The sequence below is a fragment of the Streptococcus sp. FSL R7-0212 genome (assembly GCF_038007985.1).
Taxonomy (GTDB): domain Bacteria; phylum Bacillota; class Bacilli; order Lactobacillales; family Streptococcaceae; genus Streptococcus; species Streptococcus parauberis.
On the sequence record NZ_JBBOYF010000001.1, the window covers coordinates 930,168 to 956,829 of the forward strand.

Annotated in this window: 24 protein-coding genes and 1 pseudogene; 18 read left to right on the plus strand and 7 right to left on the minus strand. The window is 35.1% G+C overall.

From position 1 onward, the window contains the following. Window positions 1-13 precede the first annotated feature (13 nt). The 3 genes from MKY69_RS04810 to MKY69_RS04820 all read right to left on the minus strand — a co-directional run bounded on the left by MKY69_RS04810 (window position 14) and on the right by MKY69_RS04820 (window position 2,102). Window positions 14-1,119 (minus strand): IS3 family transposase gene (locus MKY69_RS04810; RefSeq protein WP_100083757.1). Its coding sequence is split into 2 segments (ribosomal slippage): window positions 14-843 and window positions 843-1,119, totalling 1,107 coding nucleotides; the frame shifts between segments, so codons are not numbered across the junction. Window positions 1,120-1,185: 66 nt separating this feature from the next. Then, window positions 1,186-1,824: an IS3 family transposase gene (locus MKY69_RS04815; protein WP_340791896.1), complete on the minus strand. Its 639-nt coding sequence runs from the start codon at window positions 1,822-1,824 to the stop codon at window positions 1,186-1,188. Then, window positions 1,812-2,102, minus strand: a complete 291-nt coding sequence (locus MKY69_RS04820; RefSeq protein ID WP_003106754.1) for an IS3 family transposase — start codon at window positions 2,100-2,102, stop codon at window positions 1,812-1,814. Before MKY69_RS04820 ends, MKY69_RS04815 begins: the two co-directional genes overlap by 13 nt. Before the next feature lie 270 nt (window positions 2,103-2,372). Between MKY69_RS04820 and MKY69_RS04825 the strand changes: the two genes are divergently transcribed. The 3 genes and pseudogenes from MKY69_RS04825 to MKY69_RS04835 all read left to right on the plus strand — a co-directional run bounded on the left by MKY69_RS04825 (window position 2,373) and on the right by MKY69_RS04835 (window position 4,297). Continuing rightward, the gene (locus tag MKY69_RS04825; protein ID WP_231082310.1) at window positions 2,373-2,735 is read left to right on the plus strand and encodes a hypothetical protein; all 363 of its coding nucleotides are present in this window, start codon (window positions 2,373-2,375) and stop codon (window positions 2,733-2,735) included. Between the two features lie 146 nt (window positions 2,736-2,881). Next, on the plus strand, window positions 2,882-3,835 hold the full coding sequence (locus MKY69_RS04830; RefSeq protein ID WP_062806664.1) for a glycosyltransferase family 2 protein: 954 nt from the start codon (window positions 2,882-2,884) through the stop codon (window positions 3,833-3,835). 15 nt (window positions 3,836-3,850) lie between these two features. Next, window positions 3,851-4,297, plus strand: a pseudogene (locus MKY69_RS04835) (GtrA family protein). 1,216 nt (window positions 4,298-5,513) lie between these two features. Here MKY69_RS04835 and MKY69_RS04845 read toward each other — a convergent pair. Continuing rightward, on the minus strand, window positions 5,514-6,887 hold the full coding sequence (locus MKY69_RS04845; protein ID WP_340791083.1) for a 6-phospho-beta-glucosidase: 1,374 nt from the start codon (window positions 6,885-6,887) through the stop codon (window positions 5,514-5,516). A 169-nt stretch (window positions 6,888-7,056) separates the two neighbouring features. Here MKY69_RS04845 and MKY69_RS04850 point away from each other — a divergent pair, with 169 nt between their 5' ends. From MKY69_RS04850 to MKY69_RS04860, 3 genes are all read left to right on the plus strand, one after another. Next, window positions 7,057-7,941 (plus strand): MurR/RpiR family transcriptional regulator, encoded by an 885-nt coding sequence (locus MKY69_RS04850; protein WP_003106763.1) that lies wholly within the window; start codon window positions 7,057-7,059, stop codon window positions 7,939-7,941. Window positions 7,942-8,028: 87 nt separating this feature from the next. Continuing rightward, entirely contained in the window at window positions 8,029-10,485 is a 2,457-nt protein-coding gene (locus MKY69_RS04855; RefSeq protein ID WP_311982344.1) for an FAD-dependent oxidoreductase, read from the plus strand. A gap of 187 nt (window positions 10,486-10,672) precedes the next feature. Further along, the gene (locus MKY69_RS04860) at window positions 10,673-12,490 is read left to right on the plus strand and encodes an SH3 domain-containing protein (protein ID WP_100083689.1); all 1,818 of its coding nucleotides are present in this window, start codon (window positions 10,673-10,675) and stop codon (window positions 12,488-12,490) included. A gap of 45 nt (window positions 12,491-12,535) precedes the next feature. On the opposite strand, the gene MKY69_RS04865 is transcribed toward MKY69_RS04860, so the two are convergent. Then, window positions 12,536-13,423: a polysaccharide deacetylase family protein gene (locus MKY69_RS04865; RefSeq protein WP_340791085.1), complete on the minus strand. Its 888-nt coding sequence runs from the start codon at window positions 13,421-13,423 to the stop codon at window positions 12,536-12,538. Between the two features lie 176 nt (window positions 13,424-13,599). Between MKY69_RS04865 and MKY69_RS04870 the strand changes: the two genes are divergently transcribed. From MKY69_RS04870 to MKY69_RS04925, 12 genes are all read left to right on the plus strand, one after another. Then, entirely contained in the window at window positions 13,600-14,886 is a 1,287-nt protein-coding gene (locus MKY69_RS04870; RefSeq protein ID WP_003104521.1) for a homoserine dehydrogenase, read from the plus strand. A gap of 1 nt (window position 14,887) precedes the next feature. Beyond that, entirely contained in the window at window positions 14,888-15,751 is an 864-nt protein-coding gene (gene thrB / locus MKY69_RS04875; RefSeq protein ID WP_003104292.1) for a homoserine kinase, read from the plus strand. Window positions 15,752-15,857: 106 nt separating this feature from the next. After that, window positions 15,858-17,111 carry a bifunctional folylpolyglutamate synthase/dihydrofolate synthase gene (locus tag MKY69_RS04880; RefSeq protein ID WP_013793867.1) on the plus strand — a complete coding sequence of 418 codons (1,254 nt, stop codon included), beginning with the start codon at window positions 15,858-15,860 and terminating at the stop codon, window positions 17,109-17,111. A gap of 15 nt (window positions 17,112-17,126) precedes the next feature. Next, window positions 17,127-17,687, plus strand: a complete 561-nt coding sequence (folE, locus tag MKY69_RS04885; RefSeq protein ID WP_003106769.1) for a GTP cyclohydrolase I FolE — start codon at window positions 17,127-17,129, stop codon at window positions 17,685-17,687. 8 nt (window positions 17,688-17,695) lie between these two features. Then, window positions 17,696-18,496: a dihydropteroate synthase gene (gene folP, locus MKY69_RS04890; protein WP_003106771.1), complete on the plus strand. Its 801-nt coding sequence runs from the start codon at window positions 17,696-17,698 to the stop codon at window positions 18,494-18,496. Window positions 18,497-18,503: 7 nt separating this feature from the next. Next, window positions 18,504-18,863 carry a dihydroneopterin aldolase gene (gene folB / locus MKY69_RS04895; protein ID WP_003104931.1) on the plus strand — a complete coding sequence of 120 codons (360 nt, stop codon included), beginning with the start codon at window positions 18,504-18,506 and terminating at the stop codon, window positions 18,861-18,863. Beyond that, window positions 18,860-19,339, plus strand: coding sequence for a 2-amino-4-hydroxy-6-hydroxymethyldihydropteridine diphosphokinase (folK, locus tag MKY69_RS04900; RefSeq protein WP_003102830.1), 480 nt, complete (start codon window positions 18,860-18,862; stop codon window positions 19,337-19,339). Before folB ends, folK begins: the two co-directional genes overlap by 4 nt. Before the next feature lie 118 nt (window positions 19,340-19,457). Beyond that, a complete protein-coding gene (gene murB / locus MKY69_RS04905) occupies window positions 19,458-20,345 on the plus strand; it encodes a UDP-N-acetylmuramate dehydrogenase (protein ID WP_013793869.1) in 888 nt (295 codons plus the stop codon). A 34-nt stretch (window positions 20,346-20,379) separates the two neighbouring features. Beyond that, window positions 20,380-21,534, plus strand: a complete 1,155-nt coding sequence (locus MKY69_RS04910) for an ABC transporter ATP-binding protein (protein ID WP_003105568.1) — start codon at window positions 20,380-20,382, stop codon at window positions 21,532-21,534. Beyond that, window positions 21,518-22,312 carry an ABC transporter permease gene (locus tag MKY69_RS04915; RefSeq protein ID WP_037620186.1) on the plus strand — a complete coding sequence of 265 codons (795 nt, stop codon included), beginning with the start codon at window positions 21,518-21,520 and terminating at the stop codon, window positions 22,310-22,312. The genes MKY69_RS04910 and MKY69_RS04915 overlap by 17 nt, the downstream gene beginning before the upstream one ends. Beyond that, entirely contained in the window at window positions 22,309-23,085 is a 777-nt protein-coding gene (locus MKY69_RS04920; protein ID WP_003104060.1) for an ABC transporter permease, read from the plus strand. The genes MKY69_RS04915 and MKY69_RS04920 overlap by 4 nt, the downstream gene beginning before the upstream one ends. Continuing rightward, window positions 23,078-24,151, plus strand: a complete 1,074-nt coding sequence (locus MKY69_RS04925) for an ABC transporter substrate-binding protein (protein WP_096633512.1) — start codon at window positions 23,078-23,080, stop codon at window positions 24,149-24,151. Before MKY69_RS04920 ends, MKY69_RS04925 begins: the two co-directional genes overlap by 8 nt. A 200-nt stretch (window positions 24,152-24,351) precedes the next feature. On the opposite strand, the gene MKY69_RS04930 is transcribed toward MKY69_RS04925, so the two are convergent. Together MKY69_RS04930 and MKY69_RS04935 are read right to left on the minus strand one after the other, a co-directional pair. Then, window positions 24,352-25,023 carry a response regulator gene (locus MKY69_RS04930; RefSeq protein ID WP_311981682.1) on the minus strand — a complete coding sequence of 224 codons (672 nt, stop codon included), beginning with the start codon at window positions 25,021-25,023 and terminating at the stop codon, window positions 24,352-24,354. A 1-nt stretch (window position 25,024) separates the two neighbouring features. Further along, entirely contained in the window at window positions 25,025-26,542 is a 1,518-nt protein-coding gene (locus MKY69_RS04935; protein WP_340791086.1) for a sensor histidine kinase, read from the minus strand. Between the last annotated feature and the right edge of the window lie 120 nt (window positions 26,543-26,662).

Genomic DNA, 26,662 nt, shown 5'->3' on the forward strand with positions numbered 1-26,662 from the left:
TATAAAGTGCTTTTTAAGCGATAATTCGTTTGGTCATGGGAGTTTGGTAGTTAAGACTACCATGAATGCGATGATAGTTCCACCAGTGGACATAATCTTTCGTTTTGAGGGCTAATTCTTCTAGTGATTGAAAGGTTTCTTGGTTGATAAACTCCAGTTTGAAGGAACGATAGGTACTCTCAGCGACGGCATTGTCATAGGGACAACCAGCCTGACTGAGAGAACGGGTGATTCCAAAAGCTTCAAGCATCTCATCAATCAGCTGATTGTCAAACTCCTTGCCACGATCAGAATGGAACAACTTGACCTTGGTTAGTGCATAAGGGATGCTTTGAATGGCTTGTTTAACGAGCTCCGCAGTCTTGTGCCAGCCAACGGACAATCCTATGATTTCACGATTAAAGAGGTCAATGATGAGACAAACGTAAGCCCAGCGCCTATCCACACGGACGTAAGTCAAGTCGGTCACCAGGGCTTCCAGTGGTCTTTCTTGGTCGAATTGCCTGTCTAGGCGGTTTGGAATAGGAGCTTCGTTCTTCCCTCTAGAATGCGGTTTGAAGGCTGCTTTCTGATAAACGGATACCAAGTGGAGTCTCTCCATGATGCGACGAATCCGACGGCGAGAGAGTATGATGCCGTCCTTTTCTAAGCATTTCTTGATTTTTCTAGCCCCATATCTGGACTTGCTCTCAAAGAAAATATAGGTAATTTTATCCTCGAGATCAGCCTCTGACACAGGATCTACAACTTGGTAGTAGTAACTTGAGCGCGGGATGTTCAGCCAACGACACATAGCTGAAATGCTGTATTTATCCTTGTTTGCAGTGATTACTTGTCTTTTCGTGCCATAATCACTGCCGCTTGCTTTAGGATGTCTAATTGCATTTCGAGTTCTTTATTGCGTTTTCTGAGTTGAATCAGTTCCCGTTGTTCATCTGTCATATTATCAACAGACTTGAAGGAACCCGTTAGTTTGTCTTGTCTGACCCACTTATCGAAGGTTGAGGGCGTTAACTCATATTCTTTGATAAGCTCACTTCGTTTCATTCCAGCATTGTGCAAGTCAACGATTTGTTGCTTAAAATCATCGGTGAAGTGGCGACGTATTTTTCTAGACATATCTGTTCTCCTGTTTTCTTTAGTGTAGAACACTTTATAAATTCTGTCTAGTTTAGTGTAACCGATTCACATTGAGCGGGTAATGCCTTTTTCAATACAAGCGAGATAGTAAGCATGTGATGTATAGACAGATCCTTGATCACTGTGTAATAGGACTCCTGATTCTAAATCAAGTTGATTAAGGGTATCAAGTACAAGATCATTGTCCTGTGTATCTGAAATAGTATAGGCCACAATTTCACGATTATAAAGGTCCATAATAGATGACAAGTATAAGGTAGTTTTTCCAAAGTTGAGATAAGTAATATCTGTAACTAGTTTTTGTAATGGTCTGGTTGCCTTAAAGTCACGGTCTAGCTTATTGTCTGTGACGTAGTATGGCCTACCTAATTTAGGGGACTTCTTTATTCTAGTGCGACATAGCCACCCTCTGCTCTTCATGATACGATAGACTTTCTTTACATTGGCATTAATCCCAAACTCTTTCTTTAGAAGACTTGTAATGGTTCTATAACCATATATAAACTTATATTTTAAGCAGAGCTCTTCAACTTTTTCGATAAGACTATCATGAATAGGAGGCTTGATATTAGATTTCCACCGATAATAGGTTGAGCGTGAGACCTTAAAACAGTCCAGAATAAAACCTAATGGATACTGATATCTGTAGTAATCAACAAGCTTGATGAGTGTTACTTTATCGATTTTCTCATCAAGCTTTGATACTTTTTTAAAAGTTCAACTTGTAGTTTTAATTGCTCAACTTCTGATAACTGTTCCATTCCTTGACCGTAAGTATATTGCTTACCTACAGGTTGATGAAAACGATACGTTTCTCCTTTTTGATACCAGCGCCACCATGTATATATCTGGCTTTTATTTTTAATACCAAGTCTATCCATAATAACTTTTTCGGGCTTACCTGATTTCTTCATTTCAATACAGGCTAATTTGGTTTCTAACGAGTAAGCTTTTTTGACCATAATAAAACACTCCTGATTCTATTTTACTAGAATTCTACAGGAGTGTTTTTCTTGTGTCTCATTTATTGGGTGCAGTGCCGAGACTCAGTGGTTTTTTCTATTAAATTATACTCAAGATAGCTAAATCTTGTTTATCCATTATCGTGGTTGTATAATTAAGAAAACGAAGATGAAGGTTTGAATATGGCTTTTAATTGGATAAATGGCTTTAATTCTATTGTTATCATATTGTTGATGATTCCCAATATACATTATGCTAAGAATTATCAAATGAGTAATAAACTAACCAAAGTTCCACCTAAGTGGATTACGATTTTGGAACAAATTGGCAGATATGGTTGTATGATATTGATGGTTTTACCAATTTTTGTATGGGAGTTTAGATTATATGACAGGGGTACTATTATACTTTATGTAACTTATGAATTATGCTTATTGCTCGTCTATTATTACTTTTGGTCATCATATCTGAAACAAAAGCAACTTAAGAGTGCAATTACTCTAGCTATTATTCCAACTTTAATCTTTCTCTTATCTGGGATGGTCCTTGGTCATACCTTATTAATTATTGCTGCATCGATTTCTGGATTTGCCCATATACTTATTACTTTGAATACTCATTTAAATGATTAATGAACATCTCGCTGATTATATCTTCAGTGAGAGTTTTTTATTTTGAAAAGTGGGATCTAACTCCAAAGTTTATCATAATTTATTAATTATGGTAAAATACAATAAGGTTTAGATAATTAACAAGACTAATTATATAGGGAATATAGATGATAATAAAAAAACATTTGCTATCAATCGTTGTACCATGTTATAACGAGGAAGATACAATAAAACTTTTTTTAGCTGAAGCACATCGAGTTGAATTACAATTAGGAAATCAACTTGATTTTGAATACATTTTTATCAATGATGGCTCCAAGGATAACACGCTTAATGTTTTAAAAGAAATAAGCAACTACAATTCAAATGTTCATTATTTATCATTTTCACGTAATTTTGGTAAAGAAAGTGCCATGTTGGCAGGGTTAGAGCATGCTCGTGGTGATTTTATCACTGTTATGGACGCAGACTTACAAGACCCTCCTGAATTATTAATTGCAATGTATGACAAAATTCAAGAAGGGTATGATGTTGTAGGCACTCGTCGCAAAAATCGTGAGGGTGAGCCACCAATAAGAACATTTTTTTCTAAACTATTTTATAAGGTTATTAATATCATTTCGGATACAAAGATTGTCGACGGGGCAAGAGATTACCGTTTAATGACGAAACAGGTGGTCGACAGTATTCTAGAAATGGGAGAGGTTAACCGTTTTTCAAAAGGTATTTTTGCTTGGGTCGGCTATGACACCTATCATATTCCATATGAAAATAGAGAGCGGGTTGCTGGAGAATCATCCTGGAATTTTTGGCAGTTAGTTCGTTACTCATTAGAAGGCTATATTAATTTTTCAGAGGCTTTACTTAGTATTGCGACATACAGTGGTATACTTTCATTTATAGCTTCAATCTTTGGAATTCTATTTGTCGTTATCCGTAAGTTAACAGTCGGTGGTAGTGTAAATGGATGGGCTAGTATGATTGTGGTGATTTTATTTATTGGTGGCCTACAATTACTTTGTTTGGGGATATTGGGCAAATACGTTGCGAAAATATTTTTGGAAACCAAGAAGCGACCAGTCTATATTGTAAAAGAGACTGATTTATATACGGATCTATAATATGTAAAGGAAAAAATACATACTAAATTACAAAAATTACTTCATAATGAAGTTATCTCCTACCTAATTTTTGGTATTCTGACTACGATCGTTTATATCATTAGCCGTCTTATTATTTTTCATTTTTAACAGGATGCGACTGTTTCGGCTGGTTTGGTTAATATTATTGCTTTAATCTTTGCTTTTGTGACAAATGATACAATTGATACAATTGTTTTTAAGCAGGTTAGTAGAGGGTGGGCTCCACGTTTTGTTAAATTTATGCTTGCTAGATTAGTTACACTTGTATTGGATGTTCTTTTAGCCTTTATCTTTGTTGATCCATTTCTACATATCATTGGTCAATTTGTAAATGATAGTCCCAAACTAATTAATTCAATTGAAACATTAGTTGGTCAGGTACTGATTATTGTTTTGAACTATATTCTCAGTCAATTATTTGTTTTTCGAGATAGAAAATAAATTAAAAAACACACTGCTGTTTAGTAGTGTGTTTTTTATTACAATTCAGGCTCTATTTTTACCGTTTAGGATAGATGGGATGAGTTCTCAAAATTTCTGATAAAATCATTTCTAAGAAATTATTTGTCAGGAGTTTTTTTGTATGCAAATAGTGATGATATTTTTAATCAAGGAATCTTATGGTAAAACTAGGTCATCCTATAATTTTGCCTTGCTTTCTTGTTTGCAGTATATTTTTTCTATTTTGGTGATGGTGGTTCATAGTGGTCGTTTGTTTGAGAGCGATAGCCTGCATTTCATTTTTAAAAGCTTTTTGGTCGGATGGCAGTCCCCTATTTTCTTGTTTGCACCGCTTTTTTTCTAAGGGAAAAGGAACGAAGTGGTGGGTCTTGTCAACTCTATTTTAAGGGGCTAATAAAGAAATATGTTGGGTGGTCTTTGCTTTATTTGCCTTTAGCATTTCTATTCTTTGAGCACTTGAACTTATCTTACTGGTTTATGTTGCCCGCTTTGCTTGTTGGTTTTCTTTATCTCGGTTTTTCTCATACCCTCTGGTATATTCCTGCATTATTTTTGGGCTGGCATTTTTTACACTTACTATGTCGGCGACTCGGTCAAGGAAAAACTTTAGTAACTATCATCGCTTTATATGTTTTGGGCACTTATGAGACCTATTCCGCCTTATTTACGGGTCAGCTTATTGAGACATATATGGCCAAGTATTTTGCCATTTTTCAAACGACTAGAAATAGCCTCTTTTTTGTACCCATTTTCCTATTTTTGGGAATCTTGCTCTATGACAGATTTGACCACAAATCTTTCTCGAAAGCCACGATATTAAAGACTGTAATATTCTTGTCGCTCTTAGGTCTAGAGTTCCTCTTTATCTTCTATCATCAGGGACGGGACAAAAACTTCTTTCTAAGTGCACCAGTCTTTATTTCCTTTTTATTCAATCTCAGCATTCGTTCTCGCTTTTGGAAAAATCGTGACCTGTCATATCTAAAAGTGCTGAGTAGCTATTATTTTTTCATCCACCCCATGTACATCCAACTGACGAGCTATATGATGAGTAAAAGTGACTATAGCATTTATGATCAGGGAAAATTCATTTTCCTAGTCACCCTGATACTGACGCATTTGTCTTCAATTGTATTGATCAAGCTAGTCAATCGGCATAAAAAATACTCCACTAGATGCTAGTGGAGTAAAAGTATTATATGTCACACATTTTTTTGACTTTGTCATCTTTGATAGTAATACCTTCTTTTTCAAGACGTTCAATGGTATCAGCAAACAGAGGTAAATACTCTTTATGGGCAATGAAAAGTTCATCCATAGCTTGTTTGGCACGAGCTCCTGAGGGAATTAGTGGATTGATCGTGATAGCTTGTAATGCTGTTCCATAGTCTCCAGTAACAGCCGCTTCAATGGTTAATAGTTCCATAGCTTTCATGACTTGTAACCAACCACGTTCGGCAGTTGGCAGAGGACCGAAAGCAACTGCACGAGCTCCTTGAGCACCAAGATAAGCAGTAACTTCAACAGCACAATCAGCTGGTAGATCAGGTACTGCACCATTATTTTGTGTAGAGACAACAATTTCAGTGTTTTTATTAGCATAAATAGAAGCAATTGTTTCACATGCTGCATCAGAGTAGTGAGCACCGCCACGTTCTTCTAATTCTTTGGGTTTGTAGTTGAGTTCTGGGTTACGATATAATTCAAAAAGACTTTCTTCAAGGGCACGGACTTGCTCAGCACGGGTACCGTTTTCTTTAAATTCTTCGATGCCGTGTGCCAACATTTCATCAAAACGATAATAGTAGTTATGATAGCCACAAGGTATCATTTTCATTTGTTGTAATTGTTCTTTAAAGAATGGTATATCGAAAATGTTTTTTGGCAAACCATTACTTTCTTCATAAAGCATATCAATGATTTGCATGGTTACATCGTTACCGTTATTATCTGCGACACGGTGCCAGTGGAAGTGGTTGACCCCTGCAAATTTATGAATCAGGTCTTCTTCGCTCAAGCCTAACATTTGTGATTCACCCATTTTAGCCATTACGGGAACATTACAAAGTCCAACAACTTTATCCCAATTCCCATAGCGGAGAACTGCTTCAGTAACCATTCCGGCTGGATTGGCAAAGTTGATTAACCAGGCGTTTGGACAGAGACGTTTCATATCTTCAACAATTTCCAAAACAATTGGAATAGTTCGGAAAGCTTTAAAAATCCCACCATGGCCATTGGTTTCTTGTCCTAGCATGCCGTATGAAAAGGGAATGCGTTCGTCTTTTATTCGAGCATTTAACTGTCCAACACGGAATTGTGTGGTTACAAAATCAGCATCTTTGAGGGCTTCTTCACGATTGAGAGTTAAGTATACTTTAACATCGTAAGGACTTGCATCCCACATCCGTTGTGCCATAGCACCAACAATTTCTTGTTTTTCTTTGCCTTCTTCTACATCAACTAACCAGATTTCACTGATTGGCAGTTGGTCGTATCGTTTGATAAAACCTTCCATTAATTCAGGGGTATAAGAGCTTCCGCCACCAATAGTTGCTATTTTAACCATTTGTTTTTTCCTTCTTTCTTAATCTTTAATTTGAGTATACGATTTTGAAAATTTTAAACAAGAGATATAGAATCATTTAAAAACTTGTTTACAAATTTTTTCGTTTTTTAGGTGATTTTTGAAAATATTTTTGCTAAAGTTAAGATAAAGTTTCCACAGGGAGGACATTATGCTCATCAAAGAAGAATTGGAATCTTATACTTTTTCGCAGGCAGAAGCTGTTGCCGTCAGATATATTATCGATCATGTAGAACAACTAGAAAAAATTAGCATACAAGCCTTGGCTAAAGAAACCTTTACGCAACCTTCAACAATAGTCAGAATAGCCAAAAAGCTCGGTTTCAAGGGCTGGGTTGATTTTAAACATGCTTACCTTGAGGAACATCGCTATCTGACTAGTCAGTTCACGAAAGTGGATTCTAACATTCCTTTTAAGGCTAAGGATAATGTGATGACACTTGCTGCAAAGATTGCTTCGCTGGAAAAGTCAACTATTGATGATCTCATATCTTTACTTCATCACGATGATTTGTCCCAAGCAAAGCAAATACTTAATACAAATAAAACCATATATCTTTTTGGTCAAAATGCTAATATTTTACTGGCCCAAGATTTTGCCCTAAAAATGCGTAGACTAGGTAAATTAATTCATATAGTTACAACTGCAGGTGAGGAGAAGTATGAAGCTTATAATATTCCGCAAGATTCGGTGGCAATCTTAATTTCTACATCAGGTGAAACGCCAATGATTCTTGAAATTAATGAAATACTGGCTAAGCGAAAGATTAAACGGATTGGGATAACTAGTATAGGAAATAATACTTTATCTCAGTCAGTTGATCTTTTTCTTCCCATCACAACACGCGAAAAACTCTTTTCTAAAATCGGAAATTTCACGACAAATATTTCAATCCATGTCTTGCTTGATATTCTTTATGGACTTGCTTTTTCAAGTGCTTATGATGAAAATTTGAATCATTTAAAGACATCTGGACAATTAATTGATCGAAGATTTTCTGCTACAGAGTTGATGGAGGAAGAAAAAGAGGACTAAGCATTGTAATTAGTGGGTGAAATTTTTTATTTTACAATATACCCATAAGGGTATATAATTAATCCTATAATATTATAGGAGAATTTTATGGCTAAAAAAATTGTTATTATTGGAGGAGTAGCTGGTGGAGCGACTGCGGCAACTCGACTTCGTCGTCTTAACGAGGAAGATCAGATTATACTAATTGAGAAGGGTGAATACATTTCATTTGCCAATTGTGGTTTACCATATCATATAGGTGGAACCATAGAGGACAGAGAAAATCTAATTTTACAAACAGTTGATGGAATGAGCAGTCAATATGGTATTGATATTCGCAACTTTTCGGAGGTTCTTTCAATTGATACGAATGCTAAGACCGTTTCAATTTTTAATCATATAACACATGAAGAATACGACGAAACCTATGATGATTTAATAATCTCTACAGGAGCAAAAGCAATTAAGCCATCTATTCCTGGTTTAGAAGATGCAAAAAATGTCTTTACACTGAGAAATATTCCTGATATGGACTTAATAAAAGCCTATATTGCTGATAATGATGTTAAGAGTGCAACAGTTATTGGTGGTGGTTTTATTGGCTTGGAAATGATGGAAAATCTTGTTGAACTAGGACTTTCTGTCAATCTAGTCGAAATGGCACCACAAGTCATGCCTAATATTGACTTTGAGATGGCACAGCAATTGCATGCGCAAATTAATATGCATGGCATAAATTTAATTTTAAACGACGGATTAAATAAAATTGTAGATCATGGAAACCTCTTACTTTTAAATAGTGGTAAAACACTGCCTACAGATTTGACAATCTTATCTATCGGCGTGGTCCCAGAAAATACTTTAGCTAAAGCAGCTGGCTTGGAACTTGGTGTTAAAGGTGCCATAAAAGTTACACCTCAAATGCAGACATCAGCTGAACATGTTTATGCCATTGGTGATGTTATTGAAGTGACAGATACTGTTTCTGGTCTAGAGACTAATATTCCTTTAGCATGGCCAGCTAATCGTCAAGGACGATTGGTTGCAGATGTTATCAATGGAATAAACGCCCAATATCCAGGCACACAAGGAACCTCTGTGGCTAAAATATTTGAACTAACAGCAGCGTCAACTGGGAACAGTGAACGACAACTGATAAATTCTGACATTGCTCATGAAGTGATTCATATTCATCCAAACTCACATGCGGGGTATTACCCAGGAGCTTCACCAATTGCCATGAAGTTACTTTTTGGCCAAGATGGAAGAGTCTTGGGCGCGCAAGCGGTTGGGACAGAAGGCGTTGAAAAACGAATTGATGTTATTGCGACTGCTATGAAGTTTGGTGCAAAAGCCAACCAATTGGCAGAAATCGAGCTGGCTTATGCCCCACCATACTCTTCAGCCAAAGATCCCGTCAATATGTTGGGTTATGTAGCAGATAATATGATGGCCGGCAAGGTGTCAACATTCCAATGGTCAGAAATCAAAGCTTTAAAAGAAGCAGGAGCCTTTTTCTTAGATGTACGTGAAGATTTTGAATTAGCTACTGGCTTAATTGAAGGCAGTCTTCAAATTCCTTTGAATCAGCTACGTCATCGTCTTGCGGGATTACCTAAGGATCAAATGATTTATGTCTACTGTCAAGTTGGACAACGTGGGTATAATGCAGTAAGAATCTTAGCTGCCGCTGGCTTCCAAGTCAAGAACCTAGATGGAGGATATAAGACCTACAAGAATTCAAACTACCAGTTAAAAGAAATCGTATTAAGTCCTGAAGCCATGGAAGAAGCTTTTGTTGTACCAAAGACTAAATCAGAAGATGAGATGATTCATTTAGATGCATGTGGTTTGCAATGTCCTGGTCCGATCTTGAAAGTTAAGAAAACCATGGATAGTATGCAAGATGGTCAACAATTACGTGTTGTAGCTAGTGATTTTGGCTTCTCTGCTGATATTGAGAATTGGGCTAACAATACTGGTAACAAAGTTATAAATAATAAGATAGAAAACAATAATGTAGTTGCTACTTTGCAAAAGGGAAGTGGTCAAGTAGCACCAAATGAAGTCTTGCTCCAAAAAGAAGGAGTTTTGCAAGAAACTAAAAACGGGGCAACAATGGTTGTCTTTAGTGGTGACTTTGATAAAGCAATTGCTTCAATGATTATTGCTTCAGGAGCTGCTTCTTTCGGCAAGTCTGTTACTATTTTCTTCACCTTTTGGGGTTTATCAATTCTTAAAAAGAACAACATCCAGAAAAAAGGAATGGCAAAATTATTTGACATGATGTTGCCGTCAAGTGCTGATAAATTACCTCTCTCTAAAATGAATATGGGTGGCGCTGGTCAAAAAATGATTAAGACCATCATGAAAGATAAAAATGTTGATGCCTTACCAGATATGATTCAACAAGCACATGAACTTGGTGTCAAATTTGTGGCTTGTACCATGTCAATGGATTTGATGGGAATTGAAAAAGAGGAATTATTTGATTTTGTTGAATATGGTGGGGTCGCAACTTTTATTGGTGACTCTGAAAATGCTAATATGCAACTTTTTATTTAATAGAAATAATAATTATTAGTCTTCCTAAAATACATCAAAAAGCTTTTGTAATGAACAAAGGCTTTTTTTATCTATGGAAAACACATTATGTTACAGAAATGTTACAAATATTACTAAATTATGTTGACATTGTTTCTTTTATTTCATATAATGACCTTGTAAGATAAAAAGAAAGTAGGTCAAAACCATGAAAAATCCATTTTTAAATCAAGTTAGTCGTTTTTCAATCAGAAAATATAGTTATGGGGTAGCTTCGGTTATGATTGGAGCAAGTATCATGTTGACTAATCCAGTTTTTGCGGATCAAATCAATACCAGTCAGTCTACAACCGAAGGTTTGATTCAAACAACAAACCAAGAAAAAGAAATTGCTGAAAATACAGCAATTACTAATACAGCAATTACTAATACAGTAAGTACAACTAGCAATAATAGTCAGATTCAAGTAGACCAATTAGAAACTAAAGCTCAAGAGAATATTAATGAACAAGTATCTGATTCAATTATTAATGTAAATTCGACTGATGTTAAACCGCCGCAATCAGTAGAACTAATTCAACCAACACAAGTAACAAATCCTCAAACTATTGTAGCAGATGTTCCAACACAAAAATCGGTTACAAGTGGTGAAATTATTACTAACCAAGGAATTTATATTTACCCTGAAAATATGGCTGTCAGAAATGAAGCCAAACTTGTTGCACCAATTGTATTTTATGGGCAAAAAGGTGAAAAAATTAATTATCACCAATTGATTAATGCTGATAATACGCAATGGTTAGTTTATAAATCATTTAGTGGTATCCTTCGTTATGTTGCATTACCAAATAAGAATGTGACACCAAAACCAGATGCTACCAAACCTGCAGACGCTAAAGATAAGAAAATTGAAAACGAAAATATAGACAAAACAAATACCCTACCTGCAAGTGGGACCTATACGTTCACTAATGAAGTTGCAGTCAAAAACCAACCTAAGTTATCAGCAACTACCGAATTTGTTTTTTCAGCAGGCGAAAGTGTAAGCTATGATAAAGTTTTAGTAGCAGATAACATAAATTGGCTTTCTTATCTTTCTTTCAGTGGAACAAGACGTTATGTTCAGTTAGATAAAGTTGATGTTACAACTACACCTGATAAGAAACCAGAGCCTACAAAACCAACTCCAGAAGTGACTAAAGTTACCCTACCTGCAAGTGGGACATATACATTCACAAAAGAAGTTGTAGTCAAAAATCAACCAAAACTTGCTGCTCCAATAGAATTTGAATTTAAGCAAGGCGAAACTATTAATTATGATAAAGTTTTAGTATCAGATAACACGAGTTGGCTTTCTTATCTATCTTATAGTGGAACAAGACGTTACATTCAACTAGATCAAGTAGTAGTCGCGCCAACTCCTGATAAACCAACAAAGCCTAGTCCTAAACCAACTGATACGAATATTTATCCTAAAGGTAGATTAGAATATCATCTCCAAAATAATGGTGATTTCACTATCAAAGTTTCGGAAGTTAATAATAATCTAGCCATAAAGGAAGTGAAAATACCAGTTTGGTCTGAAGAAAAAGGACAAGATGATTTAGTTTGGTATACAGCTAAAAAACAAAATGATGGCACTTACTCATTGACTGTGAAATTGAGTAACCATAAAAATATGACAGGTCTTTACCATGTTGACTTGTATTATAAAACTGATGCTGGTAACCTTCTTTCAGTTTTAAAAACAAAGTTAGAAGTGCCAAAAAATGTGGTTGTGACACCTTCAACACCTGCCAAACCAACTAAACCAGATCTACCAGTAGCAAATACTTCTGGAACAATTGTATTGACAAAAGATTTAGAAGTTAGAAGTCAGCCAAGTTTGTCTTCAAAACCAGTTGCTTCTTACAAAGTAGGAATGTCTGTAAATTATGATCGCACATTAGAAGCAGAAGGATACCGTTGGATTAGTTATGTTTCATTCTCAGGAGTTAGACGTTATTTAGCCATTTCAAAACTATAAAAGAAAAAAGCTTCTGAGATTTCAGAAGCTTTTATTAATATTTGATTATTGGACTAGCATTTGTTGTAACAGTTGATTAGCACTTGTTGATGGGAGAATGCGAATTCGATTCAAAGAAAGAAGCCCGTCTGAGGCGCTAGCTAATCCCTCGTTAGTTGTGACTCCTAATTTGTAATTCAGAGACTTGGCAATTTTCAGAGTGGAATCACTATATCTTCCAGAAGGATAGGCAACTGCTATTGTTTCTTGATTAAGGTTTGTGTCTAAATAGGTTTTTGAATCTTTTAGCTCGGCCGTTTGTGATTCTGAACTTTCTTGTGATAAATCAGGGTGATTAATGGTATGATTTTGGAAGGACATGCCATTCTTTTTCATTTCTGTCATTTGCTCCAAGCTTAAATTGCTTACGCGTTTCTCATCAGTATAGCTAGTAATCACGTTATTAGTCGCTTTGACTTTATACTTTTTCATAATCGGATAAGCGATTTGGTAGAAGTCAATCATGCTATCATCAAATGTCAGCCAGACCACTTTATTAGCTGGCTTCTCATTTTTGTCCAATACTCGATAGGCTTCTTCTGGTGTCAAAAAATAATAACCATCGTCTGCCATCGCTTTAACTTGTTCCTCGAACACTTTAGGATCAACAATTAAATTTGCATTAGGCGCCTCTGAAGGGTCCATGGTATGAATAGCGTGGTACATCAAGATAGGTAATTTTATCGGAGATGATTCTTTTTTCCACTCAACCTTTTCCTTATTTGATAGTTTGTTTCTTTTAATCTGTTGACTTGTTTTAATCTTATCAACCGGCTTAGCAGTAGTTTTTTGAAGATAAACAAAACTTGCAATAGCAAAAGCAAATAAGGTAATAATTGAGATAAAGATAATTATTAAGCCAATGTTTTTCTTTCTCTTTGTACGTCTAGTCATAAATGCTCCAATGATTGTTTTTATTATTATATCATTTTTTTAGTTTTAACTCATCCAATTTAAAGTAATTTAATGATTTTTTGATTATGAGATTACTATAAAAAAATAGTATTTTTTGGTATAATATGAGGAATGTAGTAGAGTTTATTCGCAGATTGATAGTTTAGGAGAAGAAAATGTCAGTAAAACTAGCGTTATTAGGATTCGGAACTGTGGCTAGTGGACTCCCTTTTTTATTGAAGGAGAATGGCCATAAAATTAATGAAGCTGCTGGATCAGAAATAAGCATTGTAAAGATATTAGTGAGAAATGAGGCTGAAAAACAGCGCTTAGAAGATAGGGGATATAACTATCAATTTGTCACCTCCATCGAAGAGATACTTAATGATAAAGATATAGATATTGTAATTGAGTTAATGGGTCGAATTGAACCCGCAAAGACATATATCATGGATTCTTTACGAGCTGGAAAACATGTGGTAACAGCAAATAAAGACTTGATTGCCCTTCATGGGAAAGAAATTCGTTTATTAGCTGAGGAATTAAAATTAGCATTTTATTATGAGGCAGCAGTGGCTGGTGGTATACCAATTTTAAGAAGCTTAGCTAATTCCTATACATCTGATAAAATTACGCGTGTTATGGGTGTATTAAATGGAACTTCCAACTTTATGATGACCAAAATGGTTGAAGAAGGGTGGTCTTATGAACAAGCGTTGGAGACAGCTCAGAAACTTGGTTATGCTGAAAGTGATCCAACCAATGATGTTGAAGGAATTGATGCAGCCTACAAAGTTGCTATTTTAAGTCAGTTTGCTTTTGGTATGACCCTTGACTTTAGTGATGTTAAGCATCAAGGTATCTCTAGTATTACACCTGAGGATGTTGCTTTTGCTCAAAAGTTAGGATATGTCATAAAATTAGTTGGAACTGTAGAGGAAACAATATCAGGCGTCTCAGCCAGTGTAACTCCAACTTTTATACCTAAAGATCATCCCCTTGCCAGTGTCAATGGTGTTATGAATGCTGTCTTTGTAGAGTCTATCGGCATCGGTCAATCAATGTTTTATGGACCTGGAGCTGGACAAAAACCAACTGCAACATCTGTTATGGCAGATATTATTCGGATTGCCCGTCGCTTAAAAGAAAACACAATTGGTAAAGCCTTTAATGAGTTTAAAGTGGAAACAAAACTAACAGATAAAAATGATAATATTAGTCATTATTATTTTGCAATTGAAACACCTGATAAAAAAGGTCAACTGTTGCGTTTAGCTACCATTTTTAATAACCAAAATATATCCTTACAAGAAGTACTCCAAGACAAAGCTAAAAACAGTAGAGCAAGAGTGGTTATTATTACACATGAAATGAGTGAGAAGCAATTAGATACTTTAATAGACGAGTTAAGAAAAGAGAATGACTTCCAGTTGCTAAATTGCTTCAAAGTTTTAGGAGAATAGTATGATTATAAAAGTTCCAGCTACTTCCGCAAACATTGGACCAGGTTTTGATTCTATTGGACTAGCAGTTTCAAAATATTTAGAGATTGAAGTTCTTGAAGAACAAAATGAATGGTATGTTGAACATGAACTGGGAGATGTACCTCATAATCAGGATAATTTATTACTACAAACTGCCCTGCGTTTAGCACCGGATATTCAGCCTCATCATTTAAAAATGACTTCAGATATTCCCTTAGCCAGAGGTTTAGGCTCTTCGTCATCTGTAATTGTGGCAGGAATTGAATTAGCTAACCAATTAGCCAATTTGGAATTGTCAGATAATCGAAAGCTGACAATAGCAAATCAGATTGAAGGACATCCAGATAATGTAGCGCCAGCCATTTTTGGCCAGTTAGTAATTGCCTCACAATTAGATACTGGTTTGGATTATATTCTGGCCCCCTTTCCTGATTCAGCATTAGTCGCTTTCATTCCGGACTATGAATTGAAAACATCAGATTCTAGACAAGTTCTTCCGCAACACTTGTCTTATAAGCAAGCAGTTAAAGCTTCCTCTGTCGCTAATTTAGCAATCTCTGCATTACTAACTGGTGATTTAGTCAAGGCTGGTCGTGCTATTGAAAATGATATGTTTCATGAAGTCTACCGTCAAAAGTTAGTCAAAGAATTTCAAGAAATCAAACAAGTTGCTAAAAGCTTAGATGCATATGCCACATATCTTTCTGGTGCTGGGCCAACTGTAATGATTATTTGTCCCAAAGAAACTGAGGCTAATATCGTTACTGATCTACAAAAATTAGAATTAGATGGTCAGGTAATCTCCTTAACTGTTGATCAAAATGGCTTACAAGTTATTAAGTAAACTTCAGATTAAAATAAAGTAATATAATAGGGAAAAAGTTGTTGCCAACGCTTTTCCTTTTTTTATTTCGTGCTATACTATAGATATTGTGACAAAGAGGAAGAATATGGATTATAATGACGTTCTAAATTGGATTCATGGTCAATTAACTTTTGGAATTAAGCCAGGAATTGATCGAATGAAATGGGTACTTGAAAAATTAGATAACCCAGAAAAAAATATATTTGGCATACATGTTGTAGGAACAAATGGAAAGGGCTCGACAGTTAATAATTTACAGCATATATTAACAAAATCAGGTTATCATGTTGGAACTTTCACCTCCCCGTATATCATTGACTTTAAGGAACGTATTTCCTTAGATGGGAAAATGATATCAGAAGAAGATTTACTTGCCTGTGCGAAGCAAATTAAACCATTAACAGATCGAATTAATCAGGAGACAGATTTCGGACAAGTCACTGAATTTGAACTGATAACGCTAATTATGTTTCTCTATTTTGGTCGAATTCATCTTGTTGATATAGCAATCATCGAAGCAGGGCTGGGTGGAACCTATGATTCAACCAATGTATTTGATGCCTTTGCTGTGATATGTCCTTCGATCGGTTTGGATCATATCAATATTTTAGGAGACACCTACGGGGAGATTGCTGCGCATAAAGCAGGCGTAATCAAAGGTGGAGAACGAGTTATTTTTGCCATTGCTAATCAAGAAGCACGACAAGTCTTTTTAAATCAGATTGCTAATAATCATGCGACTGCATACGAGTATGGCCATCAATTTAATTTAAGCCCCATGGCTGACGCTTTAGAGTTTGAATCACAGCTTGGCAAGATTCCTCAGTTAGAATTGGCCATGCCTGGCCAGCACCAAATCTCAAATGCTGCTCTTTGCATAATGGCAGCGCAGCTATTGCAAGAAAAAATGCCAAGAATTACAGATGAAACCATCCGGCAAGGGCTGAAAGAGGCTTTTTGGTTGGGAAGGACAGAACTTTTAGCTGATAATTTGATGATAGATGGTGCCCATAATCTTGAAAGTGTTCTAGCTTTGGTCGATGTTTTGAAGGAAAAATATAGCGACAAAAAGATTCACCTCCTATTTGGGGCTATTGATACCAAACCAATTGATAAAATGTTAGCTATTTTGAATCAGGTTGGTGACTTGACGGTGACGACTTTTCATTACCCTAATGCTTATCCACTTGAAAAGTACCCAGATAACTATCAGAAGGTTTCTGATTTTAAAGAATGGTTAGAGAAAATTGATTTGAGGAGTAAAGAGGATTTTTACCTTATTACTGGTTCACTTTACTTTATCTCAGAAGTTAGACGTTATTGGAAATTAAAAAATTAAAGGATTTTAAGCACGATGAATATAGAAAAAGCAGAACAAGCCATTTATGATTTATTAGAAGCTATTGGAGAAAACCCCAATCGTGAAGGACTTTTAGATACACCTAAACGGGTAGCCAAGATGTATCAGGAAATGTTTTCCGAATTACAGGCTGACCCAAAAGATCAATTCACAGCCGTTTTTACAGAGAATCATGAAGATGCTGTAATTGTTAAAGATATCTATTTCCACTCCATGTGTGAGCACCATTTAGTCCCTTTTTATGGCAAAGCTCACATTGCTTATTTGCCAAGTGATGGTCGTGTGACTGGTTTAAGTAAATTGGCCAGAGCCGTAGAAGTAGCTAGTAAACGTCCACAGCTACAAGAAAGACTAACAGCGCAAGTAGCTGATGCGTTGGAGGAAGCCTTACATCCAAAAGGTGTCTTTGTTATGTTAGAAGCAGAACATATGTGCATGACCATGCGTGGTATTAGAAAACCTGGAAGTAAAACAATTACCACCACGGCGCGAGGTATTTATCAAACTGATCGTGAAGAAAGAAAAGAAATTTTAAGCTTAATTAATGAGAAGTAGGTAATAGGATGAAAATTGGAAAACATATCATTGAGAGTAACGCTACCATTATGGGGATATTAAATGTAACTCCAGATTCGTTTTCAGATGGTGGCTCTTATACAAATATTGAAAAAGCTTTGGCACAAACAAAACAAATGATTGCTGATGGTGCGACAATTATTGATATTGGCGGAGAGTCTACTCGTCCAGGTTACAAATTTATATCAGCTTCTGAAGAAATTGAACGAGTTGTTCCAGTAATTAAAGCCATTAAAGAAAACTTTGATGTTTTGGTTAGTATCGATACTTATAAAACAGAAACCGCACGTGCTGCCTTAGAGGCCGGTGCTAATATCCTAAATGATGTATGGGCTGGTCTCTATGATGGTAAGATGATTGACTTAGCTGTCGAGTACCAAGTGCCAATAATTTTAATGCATAATCAAGAAGATGAAGTCTATAATGATGTGACCAAAGATGTTTGCCAGTTTTTAGCTGAACGGGCCAACTTAGCCCTTGAAAAAGGGCTAGCAAAAGAGAACATTTGGATTGATCCTGGTTTTGGTTTTGCAAAAAATGTTCAACAAAATATGGAATTGCTAAAAGGTTTGGATGATGTTTGCCATCTTGGTTTCCCTGTATTATTTGGTATTTCACGAAAACGTGTTGTTGATTACCTTATGGGAGGCAATACGAGAGCAATAGAACGTGATGAAACTACAGCTGCATTATCGGGTTATGCCATTAGTAAAGGCTGTCAAATTGTTCGTGTCCATAATGTGGCTGCTAATAAAGAAATTGTTGACGTTTTTAGTCAGCTTATGTGAGGAAAAAATGGATAAAATATATTTAAATGATTGCCGTTTTTATGCTTATCACGGCGCAATGAAGGAAGAACAAGTACTGGGACAAATTTTTGTTGTTGATCTTTGCATGTCAGTTGATTTAAAAAAGGCCGGACAAACTGATAATGTGGAAGATACGGTTCATTATGGCTATGTCTATGAATCAGTAAAAGCAGAAGTTGAAGGGACTAAGCATGCATTGATTGAACATTTAGGACAAGCTATTTGTGATAAACTATTTAATGAATTTTCCAAAATAAATGCTATAACAATCAAAATAAGCAAAGAAAATCCACCAATTGCTGGGCATTATACTTCAGTATCAGTTGAGTTGGAGCGTAGTCGATGAACAATATCTATCTTAGTTTAGGTAGTAATCAAGGTGATAGCAAAGCGACCTTGAATGAGGCTATTAGACTAATTGACCAAATCACCAGGAGTCATGTCAAAGCTGTTTCCTCTTTTTATCAAACCCCTGCTTGGGGCAAAGAGGATCAAAATGATTTTCTAAATTGTGTAGCCTTAGTAGAGTCGGAGCTAAGTGCTCAATCTTTTTTACAGAAAACACAGGCTATTGAAATTGACTTGGGGCGAGTAAGGCATGAAATATGGGGTCCTCGAACAATTGATATTGATATTCTTTTGTTTAATCAGGATAAGATTGCTACAAAAAACTTAACCGTTCCTCATCCTTACATGACTGAACGGGCATTTGTGCTGGTACCTCTTTTAGAGCTTGAGCCAATTTTAAGACTTGATAACCAGTCACCACTCTTGCAAGAGAGTCTTGATCTGTTAGATAGCTCAGCAATTCTTAAAATATAAGACTAGCAGTTCTAATTTTTAAGAAATATCGTTTTTTTTACTGAAATTTGATATAATAAAATCGGCACTTTGCCGATTTTTTTATGAAAAAAATTGTTACTATGAAAGAAGATATATCATGATTAATGAACTTGAAGGAATTGATATCCGACTTGATGAACCCTTAAAAAATTATACCTATACTAAAGTGGGAGGACCAGCAGATTATCTTGCTTTTCCACGAAATCGTTATGAATTAACCCGCATTGTCAAATATGCTAATCACAAAAATATCCCATGGATGGTTCTTGGGAATGCTAGTAATTTGATTGTTCGTGAAGGTGGTATTAGAGGTTTTGTCATTATGTTTAATAAACTTAATACTGTTACCTTAGATGGCTATACTATTGAAGCTGAGGCTGGTGCAAATCTGATTGAAACTACAAAAATTGCTAGACGTCACAGTTTGACTGGTTTTGAATTTGCTTGTGGGATTCCAGGTAGCGTAGGTGGAGCAATCTTTATGAATGCTGGTGCTTACGGTGGAGAAATTGCTCATATTTTTCAATCTGCTAAAGTATTGACTAAAGATGGTGAAATTAAAACATTGACCGCGCGTGATATGGCCTTTGGCTATCGTCATTCAGCCATTCAAGAAAGTGGCGATATTGTTATCTCCGCTAAATTTGCTTTAAATCCTGGTAATTATGATCAAATTGCTCAAGAAATGGATCGCCTAAATTATTTAAGACAGTTGAAACAACCGCTTGAATACCCATCTTGTGGTTCGGTCTTCAAACGTCCTATTGGTTATTTTGCAGGTCAATTGATAATGGACGCCAATCTTAAAGGTCATCGAATTGGTGGTGTGGAAGTTTCTGATAAACATGCTGGTTTCATGATAAATGTTGATAATGGCACAGCTGAAGACTATGAAGCATTAATAGCTCATGTTATTAAGACAGTCAAGGACAATTCCGGCGTTACGCTTGAGCGGGAAGTTCGCATTATCGGCGAAGAAAAATAAAACAAGAAAGAGTAAAATTGAGGTTATATGACAATTGACTAAGCCAATTATCTTATTTAACAATGTCTCAAAGGTTTTTGATGACAATAACACTAAAGTATTGAATAATATTAATTTCGAACTTGAAGAGGGCAAGTTTTATACACTTCTAGGTGCTTCAGGTTCTGGTAAATCAACTATATTAAATATTATTGCTGGACTTTTAGACGCTACCAGTGGTGATGTCTATCTTGATGGTCAACGTATTAATGACTTACCTATTAGTAAACGTGATATCCATACTGTTTTCCAAAACTACGCACTATTCCCTCATATGAATGTTTTTGATAATGTAGCTTTTGCTTTAAAACTGAAAAATGTTCCTAAAAAAGAAATTGAAGAGCGTGTTACAGAGACCTTAAAAATGGTTCAATTAGAAGGTTATGAAAATCGTCCGATTCAAAAACTATCAGGTGGACAAAAACAACGTGTTGCAATTGCCCGAGCCATCATTAACCAACCTCGTGTTGTCCTTTTAGATGAACCATTATCTGCGCTTGATTTGAAATTGAGAACAGAAATGCAGTATGAATTAAGAGAATTGCAACAAAGACTTGGTATTACTTTTGTTTTTGTTACGCACGATCAAGAAGAAGCTCTAGCAATGAGTGACTGGATTTTTGTCATGAACAATGGCGAAATTGTTCAGTCTGGAACACCTGTTGATATTTATGATGAACCGATTAATCATTTTGTTGCTAATTTTATTGGGGAATCAAATATCTTGAACGGGACAATGATTGAGGACTATTTAGTTTCCTTTAATGGTAAAACTTTTGAATCCGTCGATGGTGGGATGCGTCCTAACGAACCCGTTGAAATTGTTATTCGTCCTGAAGACTTACAAATTACCCTTCCAGAAGAAGGAAAATTACAAGTTAAAGTTGACACTCAGTTATTCCGTGGTGTTCATTATGAAATCATTGCCTATGATGAATTAGGTAATGAGTGGATGATTCATTCTACCCGCAAAGCCATTGAAGGTGAAATTATCGGTCTAGACTTCACTCCAGAAGATATCCATGTCATGAGGCTCAATGAAACAGAAGAAGAATTTGACGCCCGTATTGATGAATATGTTGAGGTAGATGAACAAGAAGATGGGTTAATCAATGCGATTGAGGGGGAAAGACATGATGAAAACCTCTAAGCTCTATTCAATTCCATATTTCTTATGGATAGTGCTTTTTGTGCTTGCCCCTGTTGCTCTTCTTATCTATAAATCTTTCTTTGATATTGAAGGTCATGTGACATTAGCCAATTATCAGACTTTCTTTTCATCTTGGACATACATTAGAATGAGCTTTAACTCAATTTTGTATGCGGGGATTATTACTTTAGTTACTTTATTAATTGCCTATCCAGCAGCCTATTGTTTAACCAAATTAAAGCATAAACAGTTGTGGCTAATGTTGATTATCTTGCCAACATGGGTCAATTTACTGTTAAAGGCTTACGCTTTTATGGGGATTTTTGGGCAACAAGGGTCATTAAATGACTTTCTTACCTTTATTGGTATTGGCCCACAACAAATTTTATTTACTGATTTTTCATTTATTTTTGTTGCCTCATACATTGAGATCCCTTTTATGATCCTGCCAATCTTCAATGCCCTTGATGATATTGATGATAATGTGATTAACGCCAGTCGAGATTTAGGTGCTAGTGAAGTCCAAACTTTTTCTAAAGTTACTTTCCCTCTATCAATGAGTGGTGTCAGAGCAGGAGTCCAGTCTGTTTTTATTCCTAGTCTAAGTCTCTTCATGTTGACTCGCCTAATTGGTGGTAACCGTGTTATTACTTTAGGGACAGCCATTGAGCAACATTTCTTAACAACTCAAAACTGGGGTATGGGTTCAACTATTGGGGTTATCTTAATTCTGACCATGTTGGCCATCATGTACCTAACAAAGGAGAGAAGTAAATGAAAAAAATCGCACCATTTTATTTAGCATTCACTTTTGCCCTCTTGTATGTCCCAATCTTTTATTTAATTGGTTATTCATTTAATAAGGGTGGTGACATGAACGGCTTTAAAGGCTTTACTTTAGAGCATTACCAAACATTGTTTGCCGATAGTCGATTGATGTCGATCCTACTTCAAACCTTTGTTTTGGCCTTTACAAGTGCCCTTTTAGCTACAATTATTGGAACATTTGGTGCTATTTATATCCATCATGCCCGCAAGAAATATCATAATGCACTCTTATCAACAAATAATGTCTTAATGGTTTCACCAGACGTTATGATTGGTGCCTCATTCTTAATTCTTTTTACCACACTCAAATTTCAATTGGGAAGTATGTCTGTCTTACTTAGTCACATTGCTTTTTCTATTCCAATTGTGGTCTTGATGGTCTTGCCAAGACTAAATGAGATGAATCAAGATATGATTAATGCTGCCTATGACCTGGGTGCCAACCAGTATCAAATGATGAAAGAAGTTATGCTGCCTTATTTAACACCTGGTATTATTGCTGGTTACTTTATGGCATTCACCTATTCGCTGGACGATTTTGCGGTGACCTTTTTCTTAACGGGGAACGGCTTTACAACCTTGTCTGTCGAAATCTATTCAAGGGCACGTCAGGGCATCTCCCTTGATATTAATGCTCTTTCAACAATTGTTTTCCTTTTCTCAATCCTATTGGTAATGGGATATTATTATATTTCCCAAGATAAGGAGGACAAGCATGCGTAAACTTTATTCATTTATTGGAGGCATCCTGGGTATTGTCCTCATCTTAATTTGCTTAAATGTCATTTTGCAAAAGCAATCAGGCACAGCCAAACAATCCGACAAACTAGTCATTTACAACTGGGGAGATTATATTGACCCAGCTTTGCTAAAAAAATTCACTAAGGAGACTGGCATTCAGGTTCAATATGAAACCTTTGATTCTAACGAAGCCATGTATACTAAAATAAAACAAGGTGGGACAACCTATGATATAGCAGTTCCTAGTGATTACATGATTGATAAGATGGTTAAAGAAGATTTACTGGTAAAACTAGATAAATCCAAATTAACAAGCATGAAAAATATTGGAAATGATTTCTTGGGGAAAAATTTTGATCCCCAAAATGATTATTCCATTCCTTATTTCTGGGGGACTGTTGGGATTGTTTATAATGATCAAATCATAAAAAATCCACCTAAACATTGGATTGATTTATGGCGTCCAGAATATAAAAACCAAATCATGTTGGTTGATGGAGCTCGTGAAACAATGGGCTTTGGTCTCAATACTTTTGGCTATAGTTTAAATGAGAAAAATCTGTCTAAACTAACACAAGTTGAAAATCGTCTTCAAAAATTAACGCCTAATATCAAAGCAATTGTTGCTGACGAGATGAAGGGCTATATGATTCAAGGTGATGCGGGTATTGGGGTTACCTTCTCTGGTGAGGCTAGTGAAATGCTTTATAGCAATGAACATTTGCATTATGTTGTTCCTTCAGAAGGCTCAAATCTCTGGTTTGATAATTTGGTCTTACCAAAAACAATGAAGCATAAAAAAGAAGCCTATGCCTTTTTAAACTTTATTAATCAGCCGAAAAATGCAGCACAAAATGCTGAATATATTGGCTATGCGACACCAATTGATAAAGCAAAAGCCATGCTTCCAAAAGAAATCAAAAATGATACAGCATTTTATCCAACCCAAAAAACAATCAAAAAGTTGGAAGTCTACGACAACTTAGGTGATAATTGGCTTGGCATCTATAACGACTTATACCTCCAATTTAAGATGTATCGGAAATAATTAAAAACCTCACCATAATGTTGGTGAGGTTTTTAAAATAAAATTCTTAATATACAAATACTTTTCTTATGTGGTTAGGGACAGCAGCAAATTTTAAAAAATTCCATGCCTAATATTTTAGCATAGATCTAAAATATTCCCTGAATTCGAAAAGTATTTTTAGTCAACAATAAAAATATAGTATCATTGAGATTATTCAATTATATTCTTTGAAAAATTTTATATGGACGACCAACCTTTGTATAAATTTGTTTAGCCTCAATTATTTCATTTTCTTCCATGAAAGCAACATATTTTCGAACAGAAACATGTGATAGATTAGTTGCATCAGTAAGTTCTTGTATTGTGAATTCTCTATTTAGTGTTGAAATAGTTGACAGTACTAAGTTATAAGTACTTTCTGATAAACCTTTTTCTAAAAAAATGTTATCTTGCTTTTGTTTATTATTTTGACCATTCTTAAGTTTATCTATTTGATTCTGGTTAATGATATGTTGATTAAGTTGTTTTTTTCTGTCTAAAAAACTTGTAATGCTTGATTCAAACCTTTCGAAGGTAAAAGGTTTAATGAGATAATCTACTATCCCGAAATGAAAACCCGACTTTACAATCTTTCCATCATTAACAGCTGAGATGATGATAACCTCACAATTGTGATGTTTAAGCCTTAAATTTTCTAGAAATTGTATGCCATTTCCTTCTTTAATATGGATATCAAGCAGGATAAGGTTAATATTATAATGATCTAATTTATTTAAGGCATCACTTATTGAGTCACTTGATAATATTATTTGAAATTTATTGACTTTTTCTAAATAATTTCTATGAATAAAGTCTACCATTGGGTCATCTTCAATAATTAGTACATTCATATTATCCTCTTCTATAGGGGGTGGTCATCGAAAACGTTAGTTCATCTTGATCTATTTGTTTAGAGTAGATTGAATTTGTATCACTAAGTAAGTGTCTAAAGAATTGATTATTTAATATTTCAAGAATAGTATCATTAGTAATAGATTTATCTAAAAGTTGGTAAGTAGAAATGAGATAACCATTATTGTAGTCAATAGTTAATAATACTTTCTCGGGATTCAAAGCACTGATTATATGAGTGTGGATAAATTGATAAAGCATAAGTGCCTTATTTATCTGATTGTTGGATAAGGCATTTGGTATTTCACTTATTGCTTCAATAACAAAATCTGTATTTAATTCTTTGTATTTCCCTTGTTCTCCAATAAAGAAACTAGCTAGTAATGGTTCTTTGACTAAAACAGATAAAGTGTTAACAATGCCGTCTTCAGATTCTAAAATGCTATTTAAATATATTTTCAACTGGTCATAATATTGAATATCCACTAAACCATAGATAACATGTAATTGATTCATAAAGGTATGTGTTTGAGCTTGTAGTGCAGATGCATAAGTAGTAGTATACATCAGCTGATCCAATGTATAAATAGCTTCAGAAGCTTCGCGAATAAATATTAAATAACCCCGTAATTCGTGATTTACTTGAATTTGTGATACTTTCAATAACAAGTCTGTATCATTGACATGTAATAACTGTTCATGTGTAATATCGTACTTGATATTTGTAAATTCTGGGAAAATTTCTTCAATTCTTTTTCGGCTTACATTTTTTATATCATAATCTTTTATTAATTCTTTTCCTGATTGATTGGTTAATTGAATCATCCTGTTTTTATTTATCACAAGAACAGCATCCTCAATTTGGTCAAGCATAGCATTTCTTTCTTCAAGTAACTGGTATATCTCACTTGGCTCAAGGTTATGTAATTGTTTTTTTAACTTAATTGAAGTAGCACTTGCTACAGCTAAACTTATCAATATACAAAATATTAATGCAGTAGTGTAATTCTTTTTGGATTGAAAAACAACTTGATTTAACGTTGTCAGTTTTATACCCACGGCCAGTGCACCGATTTGTTTTTTGCCATTATATACAGGGATAAGATACCTTAAAGATTTTCCCAGACTACCTCTAGCTGTCGAAATGACTTCCTTTCCTTTCAAAACTTGATTTTCATCTCCACCTTGGAATGGTTTTCCTATTTTTTCCAGATTTGGGTGTGTTAATCGGATGCCATTCATATTCATAGCTACGACATAGTCTAATTTATATGTTTTAGAAATATCGACTGTAAATTGATTAATATCTTCATTAGGAACATTATCAGTCAATACCTGTTTGATGCCTTTATTTTTTGCTAACATTTTGCCTGTTGCAGTTAACAGATGAGTTTCCTGATGTTTAATCGATTGATACGTTTCGCCAATCATAATACTATAAAAAATTACTGTGGTCATAGCAATTATGGATATAAATATTAATGAAATACTTGCCCATAATGATAGTTTTGGTCTCATGAAACCTCCTATTTATAAAGTATATCATATAAATTTGAGTGATATTTGCTTAAATTAGTTAAATAAATTGAAAAAATTTAAGTATTTAAACTAATTAAAAAATCTATAATAATCTGTGAT